The following is a 20,733-nucleotide window of genomic DNA, read 5'->3' as shown; positions in this document are numbered from 1 at the left end:
GGGCGCAGCGCCGGAGACGGTGTTGCGCGCGTAGCGCGGGACAACGGCGGTGCGCACACGGTGTCGGCTCGCCCTCCGGAACCGGTACATCGGGCCCACTGTGTTTCGATCACACCGGCCGGGGGCATTCCCTGTGCGGACGCGGCGGGCAGCTCGGCTCGTCCGGCGCACACTCTCGACGGTCGCACGTGGTCCGGGAAAAACCGGTCCGGGCGTGGCGAGGTCGCGATAGCCTCGCTGCAGGCCCGGAAGGGGAGGTCGGATCCTGGATACGTGGTGGAGCTTCGTCGTAGAACGACGGCATCAGCTCTTCGTGGACTCCTACCTGCACGTATCGGCGGTCGTGCAGTCACTGCTCATCGCGACGGTGGTGGCGGTTCTGGTCGGGGTGGCGGTATACCGCAGTCCGTTCGGGTCGGCGGCCGCGACCGCCGCGGCCGGGACGATACTCACGGTCCCGTCGTTCGCCCTGCTCGGTCTGCTCATCCCCCTGATGGGCCTCGGTGTCGCGCCGACAGTGACCGCCCTGGTGCTCTACGCACTGCTGCCGATACTGCGTAATACGCTCATCGGTCTCTCCTCGGTCGACACCGCGGTGGTGGATGCCGCACGCGGGGTCGGGATGAACCGGCTACGGGTGCTCGCCGCGATCGAACTGCCACTGGCCTGGCCGTCGATCCTGACCGGTATGCGGGTGAGTACCCAGTTGATCATGGGCATTCTCGCGCTCGCCGCCTACGCGAAAGGCCCCGGGCTGGGCAATCTGATCTTCTCCGGGCTGGCCCGGCTCGGCAGCCCCAACGCGGTACCGCAAGCGCTCACCGGCACGGTGCTGATCGTCGCGCTGGCCCTGGTTCTCGACGGGCTCTTCGTCCTCGTCGGACGTTTCACCATTTCGAGGGGAATTCGTGACTGATTCCGAGACACGCACCGCCCCAGCGGTATCCGGTGTCGAGATCGTGCTCGACGCCGTAACCAAACGGTATCCGGGGCAACATGACCCGGCCGTCGACGCGGTATCGATGACGATTCCGGCCGGTGAGATCGTGGTACTGGTCGGCCCCTCGGGCTGCGGTAAGACCACCACTATGCGGATGATCAACCGCCTGATCGAGCCCACGTCCGGCACGGTCACCATCGACGGTCGCGACGCCGCCGGAATCGACGCCGACCAGTTGCGCCGCGGGATCGGGTACTCGATCCAGCAGGCCGGCCTGTTCCCGCATATGACCGTGGCGAAGAACATCGCGACCGTGCCCGGGTTGATCGGATGGGATCGCGCTCGGATCGCCGCCCGTACCGACGAGATGCTGGAACTGGTGGGTCTGGATCCCGGCATCTACCGGCGCCGGTATCCGCGCCAGCTCTCCGGCGGTCAGCAGCAGCGGGTGGGGGTCGCGCGGGCGCTGGCCGCCGATCCACCGATCCTGCTGATGGACGAACCGTTCGGCGCGGTGGACCCGATCACCCGCGGCCTGCTCCAGGACGAACTGTTGCGGTTGCAGGCCGAACTGGGCAAGACCATCGTCTTCGTCACCCACGATTTCAACGAGGCCGTGAAACTCGGCGACCGGATCGCCGTTCTGGGCGATCACTCCCGGATCCTGCAGTACGACCGGCCCGCCGCGATCCTGGCCGATCCGGCCGACGACACCGTGGCCGGGTTCGCGGGCTCGGACGCCGCGCTCAAACAATTGACACTGACCCGTATCCGCGAGGTGCCGCTGGGTGAATGCGCCACCGTCAGCGCGGACGCTTCGGTCGAAGTGGCACGTACGGTGGCTGCCGAGTGGTCCCGGGTCCTGGTGCTCGATACCGGGGGCCGGCCGCTGCGCTGGATCGCCGGCGCGGATCTCGCCCATGCCGACTCCCTGCACGAGGCCCGATCCGCACCGGTGGAAACCCTGTCCGCGGAATCGACTCTGCAGGAGGCGCTGGCTGCGCTGCTCGGCGACCGGAACGCGACCGCGGTGGTCACCGGATCGCACGGCGAGTACACCGGGCTGGTCACGATCGACACTCTGGTCGGTCATCTGGCCGCCCTGCGCACGGCGAACGGCAGCGGCGAGGGCACGGCCGCGGATGTGCCGGCATGACCGCCGCCGTGACAGCGGGAGTGCCGGGAAAGCGGTCCGCGCAGTGGCGGGCCGAGCGGCTGCGGCTACTGGTACAGCCGGTCCTCGTCCTGTTGCTCACCGCGGGTGTTCTGGTCTGGGCGTTCCGGCGTGATCTCACAGTCACCCAGCAGGCGAGCCTCAACGCGGGCAATATCGCGACTGTCACGTGGCAGCATGTCCTGATCACCGTCACGGTGGTACTGCTCGTCGTCGTGGTCGCGGTACCGCTGGGCATATTGCTCACCCGGCCCGGATACCGCCGCCTCGCCCCGTTCTTCGTCGGTATCGCCAATATCGGTGCCGCCGCACCGGCGATCGGGTTGATCGTGCTCTTCTACCTCGTCACCCGGACCACGGGGTTCTGGATCGGGGTCGCGCCGATCGCGTTCTATTCGCTGCTACCGGTACTGCGCAACACCATCCTGGGCTTCCAGGAGGTGGATCCACTGCTGGTGGACGCCGGGCGCGGACAAGGTATGTCGGCGGCGACGGTCCTGCGCCGGATCGAGTTCCCGCTCGCGGTCCCCTACATCCTGGCCGGGTTGCGCACCTCATTGGTACTGGCCGTCGGCACCGCCACGCTGTCGTTCCTGGTCAGCGCGGGCGGACTGGGGATCCTCATCGATACCGGGTACAAGCTGCGCGACAATGTCACGCTAGTGGTGGGCGCGGTCCTGGCGGTCGCGCTGGCGCTGCTGGTGGACTGGCTGGGCGCGGTCGCCGAACAGGTCCTCGGCCCGCGGGGGTTGAAATGAGAGCCGGCCGATCGCCACGACTGCTGCTCCTGGCAGCCGTACTGCTGCTGGCCGGATGCGGTCTGCAAGCCGGTGGCGCGGTGCCGCTCCGGGTGGGTCCGGGCAGTATCCGCCCGGTGCCCGAACTCGCGGGTGTGCCGATCACGGTGGGGTCCAAGGATTTCAGCGAACAGAACATCCTCGGCTACATCATCGAATTCGCGCTGGTCGCGGCCGGCGCCGAAGTCCGGGACCTGACCGATATACAGGGCTCCAACAGTCTGCGCGACGCCCAGGTCGACGGCCAGATCGATATCGCCTACGACTACACGGGTACGGGCTGGGTCAACTATCTCGGCAACGAGAAACCGGTCCCGGACGAACAGGGCCAGTTCGAGGCCGTCCGCGACGCCGACTCGGCCGCACACGGCATGGTGTGGACAGCGATGGCCCCGATGAACAACACCTACGCCCTGGCGACCGCGCGGCGCACCGCCGAACGCACCGGAACCTGGACCCTCTCGGATTACGCGGACCTCGTCGCCACCGACCCCGCCGCGGCGAGCATCTGCGTGGGCACCGAGTTCAACGTGCGTCAGGACGGGTTCCCCGGGGTGACCCGCGCCTACGGGATCGACAGCGGCCGGGTGCCCAAACGTATTGTCCAGGACGCGGTGGTCTACCAGGCGACCGCCGACGCGACCCAGTGCGGATTCGGCTCGGTCGCGGCCACCGACGGCCGCATCCCGGGCCTGGACCTGGTGCTGCTGCGTGACGACCGCGCCTTCTTCCCCAAGTACAATGCTGCCCTGGTGATGCGCGCGGATTTCGCCCGGGCACACCCGCGGGTCGCCGAGATCATGGCACCCATCTCGCGGTTGCTGACCAACGAATCGATCACCGAACTGAACCGGCAGGTCGATGTGGAAGGCCGCGAGCCCGCGGAAGTGGCTCGCGACTGGATGATCACGCAGGGGTTCGTCACCGAGGAGTAAACGGCCGGGCAAGGAGATGGCAGATGGTAGCGCCGGACGGTCCGCAGCTTCCCTCACCCGCTCCGGCCCGATCGGTGCTGTTCGGTCTGCCGCCCGCCGGCCGGCGGCTGCCCGGAGCGGCACGCGCCGCCCTGGCCTTCGGTGCGCCCGCACTTGTCGCGGTGGCCCTGGGATACGAACAACAGGGGCTGATGGCGGCGACCGGCGCACTGGCGGTGATCTTCGGTGAAGGCCAGGTCTATCGCCGCCGCCTGCGGGTCATCGGTGCGGCCGCGCTGGCCCTCACGATCTCGGGATTCGCCGGTGGCCTGACCGGGGAACTGATTCACCAGCGGATCGACGCGGGCGGATCGCACTGGTGGCAGCTGCTGCTGGTGCTGTTGATGTCGGCCGTCGCGGTGACCGGCACCTTCGTGAACTCGGCACTGCGCCTGGGTCCCCCGGGCGGGTTCTTCTTCGTCCTGGCCGCCGGTGTCGGCGCGCTGATCGTCGGGCACGGGGTCCCACCCGGCCAGGTAGCACTGTGGACCGCCATCGGCGGGGTCAGTGCGCTGCTGGTCGGGATGTCGGCGGCGCTGACCAGAGCGCACACGCCGGAAGAGACAGCGGTGACCGCCGCGATCGCGGCGGTACGCGACTACGCCGCCCTCGACCCGGTGGCGGCGGACCAGGTGGACGCGCGCTACGCCACCGCGATGAAGGTGCAGACGGCATGGGCGCTGCTCCACGACGCCCGGCGCACCGTCGACGACCGGCTCGCCGCCACGCTGGCCGATACCCAGCGCGCCTTCGCCGAAGCTCTGCACCGCAACGGGTCCGGCAACGACGAATCCGATCTGCTGTTCGAGACCGGCCGTCCCGCGCCGACACCGCGACCGTCGTTGCGCTACCGGATACAGCGATCGCTGTCGCCGGACAGTCATGCCGTGGTGTCGGCGAACCGGATCGGTATCGCCGCGGTACTCGCCGGTTGTTCGACGGTCGCATTGGACCTCGGCCGGCCGGACTGGGCGGTGCTCACCGTCACCGTGCTGCTGCACCAGGGGCCGGATCGGGTACGCGGCACCTACCGCGGGGTACACCGGATCGGCGGTACCGCGCTGGGGCTGGTGCTGTTCGCCGCGCTGTACGCCCTGGAGCCGCGGGGCTGGGCCCTGGTGCTGATCTTGATGACACTGCAGTTCGCGATCGAAATGTTCGTGGCCCGCAACTACGGGCTCGCGGTCGTCTTCATCACGCCGTTGGCGCTGCTGATGGGCGGCGGCGGGAAGTACGGCGATGTGGTCCCGGTACTGCGCGACCGCCTGCTGGAGAGCGTGATCGGTGTGGTGATCGGATTGACCGCGCTGTGGGCGGCCGACCGGCGTGCCCATCGGCGGGTGCTGCTGCGCAACGATCAGCGGGTGCTGGAGGTCCTCGATCACCTCCTGCGCCGGATATCACCGAACCGGGCCCAGCGAGATATCCCACCGCACCCCCCGCGCGCGGCACCCTCGCACCCACGGCCCGCGGCGGAATCGGATCGGCGGCACGAGACAGGCCCGTGTCGAGGTCCAGAACACGACACACATCAGGGCCCACACCACGACACAGGCCCGGGCCCACAACACGACACACCGCCGGATACTCGGCACGACGCACTCCCGGGTGATCCGCAGCGCGACTCGCTACCCGATCCGTGGCACGCGGCGCCCGGGATACCGGGCTTGCGGCGGGAGCTGGAATTCGAACTGATGGGTTCCACCCTCAGCGCGATCGACGCCGCCCACAACGAACCCGAATGGGCGCGTGCGCACTGGACCCGGCATCAGCGCATCCGCCGGCTCGGTCACGAGGTACTCGCCGCCACATGGCAGGTGCCGGGGAACATGCACGGTGATACCGCGCAGCTGGGTCGCTGGTCCCGCAGCCTCGCCGAACTGGCATAGCACGCCGCGCCCGCGCTACCCGGCCGACTCCGGAGTCACGGCTCGACAACCACCTGAACGAAGTCATCTCCGCGTCCGGCCACACCTAGAAAATCTGCACTGGCAACTGTAGACATTCGCGCACGGGTGCTATATCTTCGTCTCATCAGCAGATGAAGAGAGTCCTATCGGCCGGGTAGAGGATGAACTTCCCGGGAAGTACTCGAAGTACCGAAGACTCCCTCCGGGCGCGGCAAGATCGGCGCCCGGAGGGTGAACGAAAGAAATGACGGATAGCGGGCGGTATCCGGAATCGACGCGAGTTCTCGGCGTCGGGGTACCGCATCTGATTCACAGGAGGTGATCGACAGTCACGCTGAGGACATTCTCGCACCCTGTTCTTCCTGGGGTGCGAAAGCATGAAGCCGGTCACCACGCACGGCTCGTGAAGTAAATCCCCTCGAGCCCCCGGCGCACACAGCGCCGGGGGCCGATTCTCGTTTCCCGGACAGGTGTACATGGACGAAGCTCGGACCGGATCGACCGATAACCCCGGCGGCCACGCCGGCAACCTCGACGATGAAAACTACCCTTCCTACAGCATGGGCAGCGCCGCGGCAGCCCTCGGCGTCACCCAGGCTTTCCTGCGCGCTCTCGACACAGCCGAGTTGCTGATCCCACAACGCTCCGAAGGTGGACACCGGCGCTACTCGCGCTACCAACTACGCATCGCGGCCCGGGTCAGAGAACTCGTCGATCAGGGCACCGCACTGGACGCGGCGTGTCGCATCATCATCCTCGAAGACCAACTCGCCGAAGCCCAGCAGATCAACGCCCGACTGCAACAAGCCCACGACCCGCGGCCCACGGGCTCCGACCGTGACCCCACGGAATGACCCATCGCGCAGGACAGCCGCCCGGACGTATATCCGGGGTACGCCCCAGATGGACAGAAGGCAGCTGCCTCATGGCGGCCGGCGCCGATCGAGCCTCTTGTGCCCCGACCGCGGCGCGTTCGTATCCATGAAATGATCTGGCGCACGATCGGGTCGGCTCCGGGGCCACGGCACGATCAGGTGCGCTCCTTTGTCATGGCACGATCGGCCGGCGCAGGATCGCGTCGATTTCGTCCCGGTCACCGGAGAGGGTCACCCCCGCTTCTTCCGCGCTCGCCCGGCCCCACAACAGCAGAGCCAGCCCTTCGGCGGTCCCCGATACCGCGCCGGCCGTGGATGCCGAGTCCCCGAGCATCCACTCGCGGGGCTCGCCGAGATCGGTGGCCGTGAGCCGGAGCGCCACCTCGAGCGGCTCCATTCGACCGATGCCCACTTGGCGCGGGTAGAACAGCGTGACCACCTCGTCCACCGTATCCGCCCATACGCCCGGCACCGCCCGAACCAGGCCCAGGGCGGCCTTCCCTGCGATCGCCGCGCGCAGATCGTGGGCGTGGATCAGCGTTTCGTACACCTGGCGACGAGGCCAGAACGAAACCGGTCCCGGGACCATGGGTTTCGGATACGCCAGGATCCGGGCGGTGGCCTGCGGATCCAGATTCGCCAGCGTCTCGCGGAGTTCGGTCGCGCGGGCGGCATAGTGCGCGGCGAGATCGGACGGCCCGTCCTCCAGTGCCTCGGCTTTCTCCGCGCGGGCGCTCGCCGCGGCCCAGTGGTGGACGAACGCGAGATGCTCCACGAGTTCGCGCACCGTCCAGTCACCGCAACCGGGAATTCGCGCGGCAGGATCGGCATCGGGTATCGACGCGAGGAACTCGCCCTGGAAATCGGCGAGCAAGAGCGGATAGTCCAGACTCGATATCGCGTCCATGGCGCCAAGCTACCGCGCCCCGGCGACTCCGGCGCGCCGGAAAGGGACGCGGTGGCGCACCTCATCCCACCGACGCGGGGCCGCCCACCGCGAGACCGGGATCCAACAGGAACGGGAGCAGGAAATCGCGCAACAGGGCGCGCTCCTCGTCCTCGCTCGCCGGTGGCAGGGTCAGTAGCGAGATGATCACCCGCACCGCCCACCGGCCCAGCCGATCCGCCGCCGCGGCCGACAGGTCCGGACGCAGTCGCGCCACGAAGACCGCGACCAGTTCGTCGATCACCTCCGACGAATCCGACAACCGCGCCACGATTCCCACATTCGCCGGTTCGAACCAGACGGCCAGATGCGGGGTCTTGCGCGCCTCGGCCAGGGTCGCGGTCATCCCGTCGAGCAGCAGTTCGGCCCGGTCCGGGCCGTCGAGCGGGCGGTCGCGCCAGACCCGCGCGATGAGCTGACCGGCCTCCCGGCCGGCGAAGGCCACGTACAACGCCTGCCGGTTCGCGAAGTAGCGGTAGAGCGTCGCCCGGGAACAGCCCGCCGCCTCGGCGACCTCGGCCATTCCGACGGTCCCGGCGCCTTTGTCGATCACCAGCGTCCGGACCGCGTCGAGGATCCGCTCACCGGCCAATTCGATACGGCCGCCGGCCAGCCAATCACCGGTCATCGCGAATCCCCGGTACCGGAGGCGGCGCGGGGCCGATCGGTCACGGCGCGCATCGGAAGGGAACACCGGTCGGCCGCCGGACATAAGGTCCGGGGGCATAGGTGGCGGCGTCGATATCGACGCGGTAGTCCGGGAACCGGTCCAGCAGTTCCTCCAGCGCGACCCGCGCCTGCATCCGGGCCGCGGCCGCGCCCAGACAGTGGTGCGGGCCGTGACCGAAAGTCATGATGCGTTGCGGGTTCCGTTCGATATCGAGTTCGGCGGCATCGGCGCCGAAGACCCGTTCGTCGCGATTCGCCGAGCCGTACACGAGCAGCACTTTACGGCCCGCGGGAATCGTCACGCCGTCCAGTTCCACGGGACGTGTACTGGTCCGGGCCAGGCCCTGCACGGGAGAGGTGAGACGGGCGAACTCTTCGATCGCGATCCGGATTCCCGCCGGATCGGCGGCCAGCTCCGCACGCTGCTCGGGGTAGCGCTGCAACAGCTGCACCGCGCCGCCCAGCAGGCCTGTCGTGGTGTCGTTACCCCCGGCGACCATTGTCCAGGTGTAGGCCAAGATCTGCACCAGACCGTCGATATCGGTGTCGTCGGCGCCGATACCGGCCTGGACCAGCAGCGACACCGTATCGTCGCCCGGATCGGTGCGCCGGCGTTTGATGAGTTCGGCGAAATAGCCCAGCATCTCCATCGAAGCGGTCTGGGCGTCGGCCGTGCGCTGAGTGCCGGCCGCGACCACCGCGTCGGTCCAGCCGTCGAAGCGGGAACGGTCCGCCTCCGGGACCCCTAGGTAGTAGGCGACCACCATGGTGGGCAGCGGTTTGAACAGATCGGTCACGATATCGCCACCGCCCTGGTCGGCCAGCCGGTCCAGCCGTTCCCGGACGTATCGGCGCACCACCGGTTCCACCTCGGCGACCTGACGCGGGGTGAAGCCGCGGGCAACGAGTTTGCGGAAATCGGTGTGCTCCGGCGGATCCTGCATCACCATCGGCGGATTCCCGGTGAGCCCGATCTGTTCCAGTTCGCCGTATTCCACCGTCAGACCCTGCCCCGAGGAGAACGTATCGGTGTCCCGGGCGGCGGCGTACACGTGTTCGTGCCGGGTGAGCACCCAGTAGTCGTGCTCCGGACGGTCGGCGGGTACGACGCGATGCACCGGATCGTGATTCCGCAACGCGGCGTACATCGACCACGGTTCGCGCCATGTCTCGCCGGAGCGCAATTCGAAGCGTGCCCGGTCCTGATACGTTTCTGCCACCATGTTTCGACCATAAGACAGTTTGGCTCATATGTCTTACGTTTTGCCGAGATGGGTCCACGGTGGGCCGACCGCACGCGGCGGCGATACGCGGCCCACGTCGTCTGGCCGGAGTCGCGCTCATCATGTACGCACCGCGCGGTGCCGCGGCCGGGTGAGCCGACCCGCCGAAATCGGCGGGAAAGCGTCTCGCGGCACCGAACGCCACGGCATGATTGGAATCGGCGCGAGCGCAACTGTGGCCGTTTCCGCTCGGCCACCCCTAGCGTGAACGAGCCGCAGCGGCGCATCCGGCCGCGGCAGGCCGGAAAGCGTGCAGCGCGAGGCAAATTCGCTGTATCCGGCGCGATCGTCCCGTTCCTCACCCTTAGGAGAAATCCGAGATGACCGAATCCACCCCGCCGGCCGACCCGTCCGCCGGTTGGAGCTTCGAGACCAAGCAGATCCATGTCGGCCAGGACCCCGACGCGAGCACCAACGCCCGGGCCCTCCCCATCTACCAGACCACCTCCTACACCTTCCGCGATACCGCGCACGCGGCGGCGTTGTTCGGGCTGGCGGAGCCGGGCAATATCTACACCCGGATCATGAATCCGACCCAGGACGCGGTGGAGCAGCGGATCGCGGCACTCGAAGGCGGGGTGGCCGCGCTGCTGCTGTCCTCGGGGCAGGCCGCGGAAACGCTGGCCATCCTGAATATCGCCGGCGCCGGCGATCACATCGTGTCCAGTCCCCGGCTCTACGGCGGCACCTACAACCTCTTCCACTACACACTGCCCAAGCTCGGCATCGAGGTCTCCTTCGTCGAGGATCCCGACAACCTCGACCAGTGGCGTGCCGCCGTCCGGCCGAACACCAAAGCCTTCTACGGCGAGACGGTGTCCAACCCGCAGAACCATATCTTCGATATCGCGGGTATCGCCGAGGTCGCGCACGCCGAGGGCCTGCCGCTGATCGTGGACAACACGGTCGCGACCCCATATCTGATCCAGCCGCTGGCGCACGGCGCCGATATCGTCGTGCACTCGGCGACGAAGTATCTCGGCGGCCACGGCGCGGCCATCGCCGGTGTGATCGTCGACGGCGGCACCTTCGACTGGACGGTCCGCGGCGCGGACGGGCCCCGCTTCCCGGGCTTCACCGAACCCGATCCCAGCTACCACGGTGCGGTGTTCGCCGATCTCGGCGCCCCGGCCTACGCGCTCAAGGCACGGGTACAGCTGCTGCGCGACCTCGGCACCGCGATCGCGCCGTTCAACGCCTTCCTGATCAGCCAGGGCCTGGAGACACTGAGCCTGCGGGTCGAACGGCATGTGCAGAACGCGCAGGCGGTCGCCGAATTCCTCACCGACCAGCCGACGGTCACCTCCGTGTCGTATGCGGGCCTGCCGTCCTCGCCCTGGTACGAGCGGGGTAAGCAGCTCGCCCCCAAGGGCACCGGCGCGGTGGTCGGTTTCGAACTGGCCGGTGGCGTCGACGCCGGTAAGAAGTTCGTGGACGCGCTGACCCTGCACAGCCACGTCGCCAATATCGGCGATGTGCGTTCACTGGTCATCCACCCCGCTTCGACCACGCATTCCCAGCTGACACCGGACGAGCAGCTGAGCTCCGGGGTCACCCCGGGCCTGGTGCGCTTGGCGGTGGGCATCGAGGGTATCGACGATATCCTCGCCGATCTGCGCGCCGGCTTCGCCGCCGTGGAGGGATAGCCTCCGATACGGGCTGCGCACGCACGGGAGCCGGATTCGCCACTGGGCGGGTCCGGCTCCTTTGTCGTTCCGTACCCGCACCCGCCACCGGCCTGATCGATTCCCGCGTAACGAGTGCTGATAGCAGAACGATCTCGAAGTGATCTACAGCACGTAACAACGAGTCGAAGGGATCCTCATGAAGAGAACCGGCGTATGCGCGATCATCCTTTCCACCGCGGTGCTCGGCGGTTGCGGCCTACCACGGTCGGAGGCGGAGTCGCGGACCCCGGTTCCGGTGCCGGTTCAGATCACCAGCGTTCACCTACCGGAACCGGCCGTGGCGCCGCAGCCGGTCGCGACCGAGACCGCGCCACCCGCCGCGAACACCTCGGCCCGGGTACCGATGCCCGCGGTCGTCTGCATGAATCTGCAGGCGGCACAGGATCTGATCCAGACGGCGGGCGTGTTCTACTCGCGCAGTGCGGATGCCACCGGACAGGGCCGCAGACAGGTGGTGGACCGCAACTGGGTCGTGGTGGCGCAGACACCGGCGCCCGGCGCGCTCATCGGCGAAGGTGACGCGGTGCTGTCCGTGGTGAAGGTCGGTGAACCGACCGACTGCTACTGACAGCTCGCGGCGGACGTATCCGGCCGTCCTCTGCTCCGGACGGCCGGATACGCCCGCACGATGATCAGGGTCTCGTCAGATCGGGACGCAGGGGGTGCCCGACGAATACACATGCAGTACACAGCGCACCGCCAGGATCACGGCCTGGATGAGTTCGATCGGGTGATAGGCGAACGGGTGCATCGACAGTCCTCCGTTGTGCGGGCCGAAGCGGATCCGATCAGGGGCCATTCCGTACGCGGTGCGTTCTCTGTACAGCGTGCCCTCTCGGCGCCGTGTCGCGCGCCGGTTCGAGCGGATGCGCCCACCTAAAATTCTCGGCGACCGCCGCACCGATCTCCGGCGACGGCGGAGCTCACCCCTCGGCGCGGATCGACCGGCCGCGAACCACGCCGGCGGCCCCCTGGGGTACGCACATCAGCAACACAGTGGTTCCGCGGAGCAGCCACCCGACCAGCGGCGACGGACGTCACATCGGCCGGGCGACAGACGCAGGAAAGGCGTCAATGCGGGGAAGCGGCGCGTAAAGGACCCGTCAACGTCCGCAGCCATCGGGGCGTCCAGCTCGTAATTTCGATCCGGCTCGGCAGCAGCAGCCGGCCGGTTGCGCGGTGCTGCCCCATGGTTGCAGGAATGGAGGCGAGAGTGTCGATCCTGGCCTATCTCTTGGTCACGGTCGCGGTATTCGGTGTGCTCGGGTTTGTGCAGCGGATGGTGGAGCGATTGTGAACGTCGTCAATGCCGTGGGACTCGTCCTGGCCGTTCTGGTGACCGCGTTCCTGGTGGCCGCCCTGCTGTTCCCCGAGAGGTTCTGAGTGAATACCGCCACCGCGGGGATCTTGTTCCTCGCCGCACTGGTGATCGCGCTGGCGCTGGTGCACGTTCCGCTCGGCGACTACATGTACCGTGTCTACACCCGCACCGGGCATGCCCGTATCGAACGCGGTATCTATCGCCTGATCGGCGCCGATCCCGAGCGGGAACAGACCTGGGGCGGTTACGCCCGCAGCGCCCTGGCCTTCTCGGCGATCAGCGTGATCTTCCTGTACCTGCTGCTGCTCGTACAGGACAAGCTGCCGCTGGTCCCGGACGACCCCGGCACTCCGATGACGGCCGGGCTGGCCTGGAACACCGCTGTCAGTTTCGTCACCAACACCAACTGGCAGAACTATGCCGGGGAGTCCACACTCGGGCATATCGCACAGGCCGCCGGACTGTCTGTGCAGAATTTCGTCTCCGCCGCGGTCGGTATGGCCGTCGCCATGGCGTTCGTCCGGGGCTTCGTGCGGTCACGTACCGGCACGCTGGGTAATTTCTGGGTCGATCTGGTGCGCGGCACCCTGCGTATCCTGCTGCCGATCGCCGCGATCTCGGCGGTCGCGCTCATCGCGGGCGGCGTGATCCAGAATCTGCACCTGCACGATCAGGTGGTCACAACGCTCGGCGGAGCCGAGCAGACCCTGCCCGGCGGGCCGGTCGCCAGTCAGGAAGCCATCAAGAACCTGGGCACCAACGGCGGCGGTTTCTTCAACGCCAATGCCGCCCACCCGTTCGAGAACCCGGCCGCGTGGACCAACTGGCTGGAGATCTTCCTGCTGATGGTCATCGCCTTCTCGCTGCCGCGCACCTTCGGACGGCTGGTCGGCAGCCCTAAGCAGGGATACGCCGTCACCGCGGTCATGGCCGTGCTGGCACTGCTCAGCATCGGACTGGTGAACCTCTTCCAGCTCCAGCACCACGGCACCGTGCCGGCCGCGGTCGGAGCGGCGTCCGAAGGGGTGGAACAGCGCTTCGGCGTGGCGAATTCGGCGACCTTCGCGGCGGCCACCACGCTGACCTCCACCGGTGCCGTCGATTCGGCGCACGATTCCTACACCAGCCTCGGCGGCATGATGCTCATGTTCAATATGCAGCTGGGCGAGGTCGCGCCGGGCGGCGTGGGGTCCGGGCTGTACGGATTGCTCATCCTGGCGGTGATCACCGTGTTCGTAGCGGGCCTGATGGTCGGGCGCACACCGGAATACCTCGGTAAGAAGATCACCCCGCGCGAGATCAAGCTCGCCGCCGGTTATTTCCTGGTCACACCGGTGATCGTGCTCACCGGTACCGCCCTCGCCGTGGCCATGCCCGGACAACGCGCGTCCATGCTGAACTCCGGCCCGCACGGTCTCTCCGAGGTGCTCTACGCGTTCACCTCGGCCGCCAACAACAACGGATCGGCATTCGGCGGTCTGACCGGCAATACGGAGTGGTTCAACACCGCGCTCGGTCTGGCCATGCTCCTGGGCCGTTTCCTGCCGCTGATCCTGGTATTGGCCCTGGCCGGTTCCTTCGCCCGGCAGGGCACCACTCCCGCGTCCGAGGGCACACTGCCCACCCATCGACCGCAGTTCGTCGGCCTCGTCGTCGGCGTCACGCTGATCCTGGTCGCTCTCACCTTCCTGCCCGCGCTGGCGCTCGGGCCGCTCGCCGAAGGAATCCACTGATGTCCGCTCCCACTGTCGAATCCCCCGGCGCGCCTACCGGGCCCACCGAAGGGAAGAAGCACGTCCGCGGCGGTCTGCTCGATCCCCGGATGCTACTCATCTCGCTTCCCCAGGCGCTGCGCAAACTCGATCCCCGGACCCTGTGGCGCAATCCGGTGATGTTCATCGTCGAGATCGGCGCCGTCTGGTCCACGGTGCTCGCGATCGCGGAGCCGAGTTTCTTCGCCTGGGCCATCGTGGTGTGGCTGTGGCTGACCGTCGTGTTCGCCAATCTGGCCGAGGCGGTCGCCGAGGGACGCGGTAAGGCACAGGCCGACACCCTGCGCAAAGCCAAGGCCGATACCGTCGCCCGGCGGCTGCGCGACTGGTCACCGGGCGAGACCGGCGTCGAAGAGGCGGTTCCGGCACCGGACCTGCGCCGCGGCGATCACGTCGTGGTCGAGGCAGGACAGGTGATTCCGGGCGACGGCGATGTGGTCGAGGGCATCGCCTCGGTGGACGAATCCGCCATCACCGGCGAATCCGCGCCGGTGATCCGGGAATCCGGGGGCGATCGGTCCGCCGTGACCGGCGGTACCACGGTGCTGTCCGACCGGATCGTCGTACGGGTCACCCAGGAACCGGGCCAGAGCTTCATCGACAAGATGATCGCCTTGGTAGAAGGCGCATCCCGGCAGAAGACACCCAACGAGATCGCGCTCGAGATCCTGCTCGCGGCGCTGACCATCATTTTCGTGGTCGCGGTGGTTACCCTGCAGCCGCTGGCGATCTTCGCCAAGTCCAACAATCCCGGTGTGCCCGACGGCCTCGCGCTGGACAGCCACGGGGTGACCGGGATCGTGCTGGTCTCCCTGCTGGTATGCCTGATCCCGACCACGATCGGGGCGCTGCTGTCGGCGATCGGTATCGCGGGCATGGACCGGCTGGTACAGCGCAATGTGCTGGCCATGTCGGGTCGCGCGGTCGAAGCGTCCGGGGATGTGAACACCCTGCTGCTGGACAAGACCGGAACCATCACACTCGGCAACCGGCAGGCCGCGGCGTTCCTCCCGCTCTCGGATGTGGACGCCGCACAACTGGCCGACGCGGCGCAGCTGTCCAGCCTCGCCGACGAGACCCCGGAGGGGCGCTCGATCGTGGTGTACGCCAAGACGGCACACGGACTACGGGAACGCACCCCGGGCGAGCTCACTCACGCACAGTGGGTGCCGTTCACCGCGGCCACCCGGATGTCCGGCGTGGATGTGGACGGGCACCAGTTACGCAAGGGCGCGGCCAACTCGGTCGCCGAATGGATTCGCGGCCAGGGCGGGACGGTACCCACCGAACTGGGCACCCTCGTCGACGGTATCTCGGCGGCGGGCGGGACACCGCTGGTGGTCGGTGAGATCGGGGACGGCAATGCTCGCGTACTGGGCGTCATCCATCTCAAGGATGTGGTGAAGCAGGGTATGCGGGAGCGGTTCGCGGAAATGCGCCGCATGGGTATCCGCACCGTCATGATCACCGGCGACAACCCGCTCACCGCGAAGGCGATCGCCGACGAGGCCGGGGTCGACGATTTCCTCGCCGAGGCCACCCCGGAGGACAAATTGGCGCTGATCCGGCGGGAACAGGCGGGCGGCCGGCTGGTCGCGATGACCGGCGACGGCACCAATGACGCTCCGGCGCTGGCCCAGGCCGATGTCGGGGTGGCGATGAACACCGGAACCTCGGCGGCGAAAGAGGCCGGGAACATGGTGGATCTGGACTCCGATCCGACCAAACTGATCGAAATCGTCGAGATCGGCAAACAGTTGCTCATCACGCGCGGGGCGCTGACCACCTTCTCGATCGCCAACGATATCGCCAAGTACTTCGCGATCATCCCGGCGCTGTTCGTCGGCCTGTTCCCGGGGCTGGACCTGCTGAACGTCATGCGGCTGGCCAGTCCGCAGTCCGCGATCCTGTCCGCGGTGATCTTCAACGCCCTGGTCATCGTCGCGCTCATCCCACTGGCACTGCGCGGTGTGCAGTACACGCCGAGCAGCGCGTCGAACCTGCTGCGTCGCAACCTGTCGGTCTACGGTCTGGGCGGGATCATCGCGCCTTTCCTCGGGATCAAACTCATCGATCTCTTCGTCCAATACCTGCCCGGGATGTCCTGATATGTCTCTGAGTGATCTGATCCGACAGCATCTCGCGGCGCTGCGTGCGCTGCTCGTACTCACTGTGGTGACCGGCCTGCTCTATCCGGCCGGTATCTGGGCGGTGGGTCAACTGCCCGGACTGCACGACAAAGCGAACGGTTCGATCATCGAAGCCGACGGCCGTCCGGTCGGCAGTTCGCTGATCGGCCAGTCGTTCACCGATGCCGACGGGGCGCCGATCGCCTGGTATTTCCAGGGCCGGCCATCCTCCGCCGGGGACGGCTACGACGGGCTCGCCTCCAGCCCGAGCAACCTCGGCCCGGAGGATATCGTCGATACCGCCGCCGATCCCGCTCTACTGGCCACCGGCTCGGACCCGGAAGCGGCCGGTTTCGCACCGAGCCTGCTCACCCAGGTCTGCACCCGCAGCCGGGAAATCGGTGCCCGGGAAGGTGTGGACGGCGCCCGGCCGTTCTGCACTCCCGGCGGTGTCGGCGCGGTGCTCTCGGTGATGGGGACCTTCCACCACGACGGGACGGTGACGCCGTCGCGAGTGGTGAGTGTGAACGAACCCTGCCCGACCGGACGCGACACTCCGACGTCGGCGTTCCTGGCCGAATACCAGGGCGTGCGGGTCGAATGCGCTCGATACGGCGAGGACTACTCGGTCGGCCGGATCGTGCCGATCCCCGGCGGCGCACCCACCGACCCGGCGGTTCCGGCCGACGCGGTCACCGGCAGCGGTAGCGGTCTGGACCCGGACATCTCCACCGCCTACGCCGCGATCCAGGTGAACCGAGTCGCCGCGGCCCGGGGGATCGACCCGGCACTGGTGCGTGACGCCGTCGCGGCCCACACCACCGGCCGCGAGCTCGGATTCCTCGGCGAGCCGCGGGTGAACGTCCTCGAACTCAATCTGGATCTGGACCGCCGCTACCCGGCGCGGGCCACAGCCGGCGGCGAGTGAACCGTGCGCGGTGACATGATGCGGACGTGAGCACCACACACGACCGCACCCCGGGTGAGCTGCGCATCTATCTGGGCGCGGCACCCGGGGTCGGGAAAACGTACGCGATGCTCGGCGAGGCGCATCGCCGGCTCGGCCGCGGCCAGGACGTGGTGGCCGCGATCGTCGAAACGCACGGGCGCTCGCAGACCGCGGAACTGCTCGAGGGCATCGAACAATTGCCCCGGATCGCGATCACCTATCGCGGGACGGTGCAGTACGAGCTGGATGTGGACGCGGTACTGCGGCGGCGGCCGGAACTGGTGCTCGTGGACGAACTCGCGCACACCAACACCCCGGGCAGCCGTAACCAGAAGCGCTACCAGGATGTGCAGGAACTGATCGCGGCCGGGATCAATGTGGTGTCCACGGTCAATATCCAGCATCTCGAGGGCCTCAATGATGTGGTCGAGCAGATCACCGGCGTCCTCCAGCGCGAGACCGTGCCGGACGCGGTGGTCCGGGCCGCCGACCAGATCGAACTCGTCGATATCACCCCGGAAGCACTGCAACGGCGTATCAGCCTCGGCAATGTGTACGCGGCGGACAAGGCCGATGCCGCGCTCGCCCACTACTTCCGGCGCGGCAACCTCACCGCACTGCGTGAACTGGCGCTGCTCTGGCTGGCCGACCAGGTGGACGCCGCGCTGGCGAAATACCGCGCCGACCATCGGATCACCGCCACCTGGGAGGCCCGTGAGCGGGTGGTCGTGGCGGTCACCGGCGGCCGGGAGTCGGAGACGCTGGTCCGGCGGGCGGGGCGGATCGCGGCCAAATCCAGTGCCGAACTGCTCGTCGTGCACGTGGTTCGCGGCGATGGGCTGACCGGTGTGGCAGCGCCGCAGATGGCAGCGGTCCGGGAGCTGACCGCCCACCTCGGGGCCGAACTGCATACGGTGGTCGGCGACGATGTGCCCATCGCCCTGCTCGATTTCGCACGGACGGTCAACGCCACCCAACTCGTGCTCGGCACCTCCCGGCGCTCCCGCTGGGCGCGGATGTTCGACGAGGGCATCGGCGCGGAGGTGGTGCAGCGGTCCGGCACGATCGATGTGCACATGGTGACCCACGAGGCGGCGGGACGACGGCGCCGCCGGCGACGGCCGCGGCCCCGGACACGCCGCACAGCGGCCTGGGTCGCCGCTTTCGTGGTGCCCTCGGCCATCTCGGCGCTGCTGGCGTCCTGGCTGGACCGTTACCTCGATCTGGTGAGCGAGAGCGCTCTGTACTTCGTCGCGGTACTGGCGGTCGCCCTGTTCGGCGGGGTGCTGCCGGCCATCGCCGCCGCGCTGCTCGCCGGGCTGCTGCTCAATGTCCTGTTCACCGATCCCCGCTACAGCATCACCATCCAGGAGCCGAACAATTTCCTGCCCGCGGTGCTGCTGCTGGTCGTCGCGGTCGCGGTGGCGGTCCTCGTCGATACCGCCGCCCGGCGGGCCGAACAGGCCGGGCAGGCCTCCCGGGAGGCCGAACTGCTCACCCTGTTCGCGGGTTCGGTGCTACGCGGCACCGATCTGACCGCACTGCTGGACCGGTTGCGCCAGACCTACGGCCAGCGGGCCGTGACCTTGCGCCACCACACCGACGGTGTGATCGCGGCGGTGGGAGACGACCCGCCGGAGCGCGCCGATACCGCCGATACCGCGGTGGAGGTGCGCGACGGCGACTACTGGCTGCTGCTGGGCGGACCGACGCTGCGGGCCCGGGACCGGCGAGTGCTGGAGGCGGTCGCCAACCAGGCCGTGGGACTCGTTCTGCGACAGCAGCTCGCCGAGGAGGCCAACCAGGCGGCGGCGCTCGCCGAGGCCGACCGGTTGCGGCGTGACCTGCTCTCCGCGGTCAGCCACGATCTGCGTACCCCGCTGGCCGGAGTCAAAGCCGCCATCTCGAGTCTGCGCTCCGACGATGTGGAGTTCTCTCCCGAGGACCGCGCCGAACTACTGGCCACCGTGGAGGAGTCGGCGGATCAGCTCACCTCGCTGGTCGGCAACCTCCTCGACTCGTCGCGACTGGCCGCGGGGGTGGTGCGACCGCGGCTGCGGCCGGTCTATCTGGACGAGGTCGTGCACCGGGCGCTGGTCAGCGTCGGGGTCAGCCCGCGCGGCGCCCGGCGCGGCGCCCTGGACCGGGTCACGGTGCAGGTGGGGCCGATCGCGGTCCAGGCCGACCCCGACCTACTCGAACGCGTTCTGGCCAACCTGGTCGACAATGCCCTGCGCTACGGTGCCGAATCCCCCGTGAAGGTGGATGCCGCGACGGCGGACGGTCGTGTGGTCGTCCGGGTCGTCGATCACGGACCCGGGCTGCCGGGTACCGACCCCGAACGGGTCTTCGACCAGTTCCAGCAGCTCGGCGACCGCGACAACACCAGCGGGCTCGGGCTCGGGCTGTCGGTGGTCCGCGGATTCGCGGTGGCCATGGGCGGTTCGGTGAGCGCCGAGCCCACTCCCGGTGGTGGGCTCACCGTGACCGTCGAGCTGGCGGATACGACCGGTAACGTCGGCGAGGACCCACTGCCTACGGAGGTGTTGTGATGAAGTCCGCGCCGGAGTCCGGGCAGGAGCAGGGACCGCATCCGACCGTTCTGGTGGTCGACGACGAACCGCAGATCCTGCGCGCCATGCGGATCAATCTGTCGGTGCGCGGATACGAGGTGGTGACCGCGTCCACCGGCGCGGGCGCGTTACGCGCGGCCACCGAACGCCGGCCCGACGCGGTGGTCCTGGATCTGGGGCTGCCCGATATCGACGGTATCGAAGTGCTGGCGGGATTGCGCGGCTGGACCCGGGTACCGGTGATCGTGCTCTCGGCACGGACCGATGCGGCCGACAAGGTGGACGCGCTCGACGCGGGCGCCGACGACTACATCACCAAACCGTTCGGCATGGACGAGTTCCTGGCCAGGTTGCGCGCGGCGCTGCGGCGCGCGGCGGCCTCGGCGGAAACGGACGAACCGGTGGTGGTGACCGATTCGTTCACCGTCGACCTGTCCACGAAGAAGGTCGTCAAGAACGGTGCCGAAGTGCATCTGACCCCCACCGAATGGGGTGTCCTGGAGATGCTCGTGCGCAACCGCGGCAAGCTGGTGGGCCGCACCGAACTGCTACGCGAGGTCTGGGGTCCGGCCTATCAGACCGAGACCCACTATCTACGAGTCTATATGGCCCAGCTGCGCCGCAAGCTCGAGGACGACCCGTCCCATCCCCGGCATCTGCTGACCGAACCCGGTATGGGCCACCGGTTCCGGCAGTGAGGCCGGGCGCGGGCTACCTCTCGCCGGGATACGGC

General features: G+C 68.3%; 19 protein-coding genes. 15 read left to right on the top strand and 4 right to left on the bottom strand.

Annotated elements, in window-relative coordinates; translation table 11 throughout:
- The first annotated feature begins 265 nt into the window (after positions 1–265).
- The 6 genes from IEY68_RS18885 (at position 266) to IEY68_RS18860 (ending at position 6,649) form a co-directional block, all read left to right on the top strand.
- Entirely contained in the window at positions 266–916 is a 651-nt protein-coding gene (locus tag IEY68_RS18885) for an ABC transporter permease (protein ID WP_058853679.1), read from the top strand.
- Positions 909–2,096: an ATP-binding cassette domain-containing protein gene (locus IEY68_RS18880; protein ID WP_058853678.1), complete on the top strand. Its 1,188-nt coding sequence runs from the start codon at positions 909–911 to the stop codon at positions 2,094–2,096. Before IEY68_RS18885 ends, IEY68_RS18880 begins: the two co-directional genes overlap by 8 nt.
- Entirely contained in the window at positions 2,093–2,872 is a 780-nt protein-coding gene (locus IEY68_RS18875) for an ABC transporter permease (protein ID WP_058853677.1), read from the top strand. The genes IEY68_RS18880 and IEY68_RS18875 overlap by 4 nt, the downstream gene beginning before the upstream one ends.
- Complete coding sequence (locus IEY68_RS18870) at positions 2,869–3,846, top strand: glycine betaine ABC transporter substrate-binding protein (RefSeq protein ID WP_058853676.1); 978 nt, start codon at positions 2,869–2,871, stop codon at positions 3,844–3,846. The genes IEY68_RS18875 and IEY68_RS18870 overlap by 4 nt, the downstream gene beginning before the upstream one ends.
- A gap of 23 nt (positions 3,847–3,869) precedes the next feature.
- Complete coding sequence (locus tag IEY68_RS18865) at positions 3,870–5,774, top strand: FUSC family protein (protein WP_058853675.1); 1,905 nt, start codon at positions 3,870–3,872, stop codon at positions 5,772–5,774.
- A gap of 497 nt (positions 5,775–6,271) precedes the next feature.
- Positions 6,272–6,649 carry a helix-turn-helix domain-containing protein gene (locus IEY68_RS18860; protein ID WP_058853674.1) on the top strand — a complete coding sequence of 126 codons (378 nt, stop codon included), beginning with the start codon at positions 6,272–6,274 and terminating at the stop codon, positions 6,647–6,649.
- 193 nt (positions 6,650–6,842) lie between these two features.
- On the opposite strand, the gene IEY68_RS18855 is transcribed toward IEY68_RS18860, so the two are convergent.
- From IEY68_RS18855 to IEY68_RS18845, 3 genes are all read right to left on the bottom strand, one after another.
- Positions 6,843–7,577 (bottom strand): maleylpyruvate isomerase N-terminal domain-containing protein, encoded by a 735-nt coding sequence (locus tag IEY68_RS18855; RefSeq protein ID WP_058853673.1) that lies wholly within the window; start codon positions 7,575–7,577, stop codon positions 6,843–6,845.
- 61 nt (positions 7,578–7,638) lie between these two features.
- Entirely contained in the window at positions 7,639–8,244 is a 606-nt protein-coding gene (locus IEY68_RS18850; RefSeq protein ID WP_058853793.1) for a TetR/AcrR family transcriptional regulator, read from the bottom strand.
- 40 nt (positions 8,245–8,284) lie between these two features.
- Positions 8,285–9,508: a cytochrome P450 gene (locus IEY68_RS18845; protein ID WP_058853672.1), complete on the bottom strand. Its 1,224-nt coding sequence runs from the start codon at positions 9,506–9,508 to the stop codon at positions 8,285–8,287.
- A gap of 380 nt (positions 9,509–9,888) precedes the next feature.
- On the opposite strand from IEY68_RS18845, the gene IEY68_RS18840 reads away from it, so the two are divergent.
- Positions 9,889–11,214: a bifunctional o-acetylhomoserine/o-acetylserine sulfhydrylase gene (locus IEY68_RS18840; RefSeq protein WP_058853671.1), complete on the top strand. Its 1,326-nt coding sequence runs from the start codon at positions 9,889–9,891 to the stop codon at positions 11,212–11,214.
- Positions 11,215–11,392: 178 nt separating this feature from the next.
- Positions 11,393–11,824, top strand: a complete 432-nt coding sequence (locus tag IEY68_RS36315) for a hypothetical protein (RefSeq protein WP_229718859.1) — start codon at positions 11,393–11,395, stop codon at positions 11,822–11,824.
- Positions 11,825–11,899: 75 nt separating this feature from the next.
- Here the strand turns inward: IEY68_RS36315 and IEY68_RS18830 are convergent, their stop codons facing one another.
- The gene (locus tag IEY68_RS18830) at positions 11,900–12,055 is read right to left on the bottom strand and encodes a hypothetical protein (RefSeq protein ID WP_156426058.1); all 156 of its coding nucleotides are present in this window, start codon (positions 12,053–12,055) and stop codon (positions 11,900–11,902) included.
- A 402-nt stretch (positions 12,056–12,457) separates the two neighbouring features.
- On the opposite strand from IEY68_RS18830, the gene IEY68_RS18825 reads away from it, so the two are divergent.
- From IEY68_RS18825 to IEY68_RS18795, 7 genes are read left to right on the top strand one after another with little or no spacing between them, the layout of a single operon-like run.
- Positions 12,458–12,553: a potassium-transporting ATPase gene (locus IEY68_RS18825; RefSeq protein ID WP_189094365.1), complete on the top strand. Its 96-nt coding sequence runs from the start codon at positions 12,458–12,460 to the stop codon at positions 12,551–12,553.
- Positions 12,550–12,639, top strand: a complete 90-nt coding sequence (locus tag IEY68_RS18820; RefSeq protein ID WP_082681168.1) for a potassium-transporting ATPase subunit F — start codon at positions 12,550–12,552, stop codon at positions 12,637–12,639. The genes IEY68_RS18825 and IEY68_RS18820 overlap by 4 nt, the downstream gene beginning before the upstream one ends.
- Positions 12,640–14,310, top strand: coding sequence for a potassium-transporting ATPase subunit KdpA (kdpA, locus tag IEY68_RS18815; RefSeq protein WP_058853670.1), 1,671 nt, complete (start codon positions 12,640–12,642; stop codon positions 14,308–14,310).
- The gene (gene kdpB / locus IEY68_RS18810; RefSeq protein ID WP_058853669.1) at positions 14,310–16,457 is read left to right on the top strand and encodes a potassium-transporting ATPase subunit KdpB; all 2,148 of its coding nucleotides are present in this window, start codon (positions 14,310–14,312) and stop codon (positions 16,455–16,457) included. The genes kdpA and kdpB overlap by 1 nt, the downstream gene beginning before the upstream one ends.
- Position 16,458: 1 nt before the next feature.
- Positions 16,459–17,406: a potassium-transporting ATPase subunit C gene (locus tag IEY68_RS18805; RefSeq protein ID WP_058853668.1), complete on the top strand. Its 948-nt coding sequence runs from the start codon at positions 16,459–16,461 to the stop codon at positions 17,404–17,406.
- 26 nt (positions 17,407–17,432) lie between these two features.
- Positions 17,433–19,979 (top strand): sensor histidine kinase, encoded by a 2,547-nt coding sequence (locus IEY68_RS18800; protein ID WP_058853667.1) that lies wholly within the window; start codon positions 17,433–17,435, stop codon positions 19,977–19,979.
- Complete coding sequence (locus tag IEY68_RS18795; RefSeq protein WP_058853666.1) at positions 19,979–20,698, top strand: response regulator; 720 nt, start codon at positions 19,979–19,981, stop codon at positions 20,696–20,698. The genes IEY68_RS18800 and IEY68_RS18795 overlap by 1 nt, the downstream gene beginning before the upstream one ends.
- The last annotated feature ends 35 nt before the right edge of the window (positions 20,699–20,733 follow it).

The sequence above is a fragment of the Nocardia jinanensis genome, assembly GCF_014645735.1.
Taxonomy (GTDB): Bacteria; Actinomycetota; Actinomycetes; order Mycobacteriales; family Mycobacteriaceae; genus Nocardia; species Nocardia jinanensis.
This window is presented reverse-complemented; position numbering and strand designations above follow the sequence as displayed.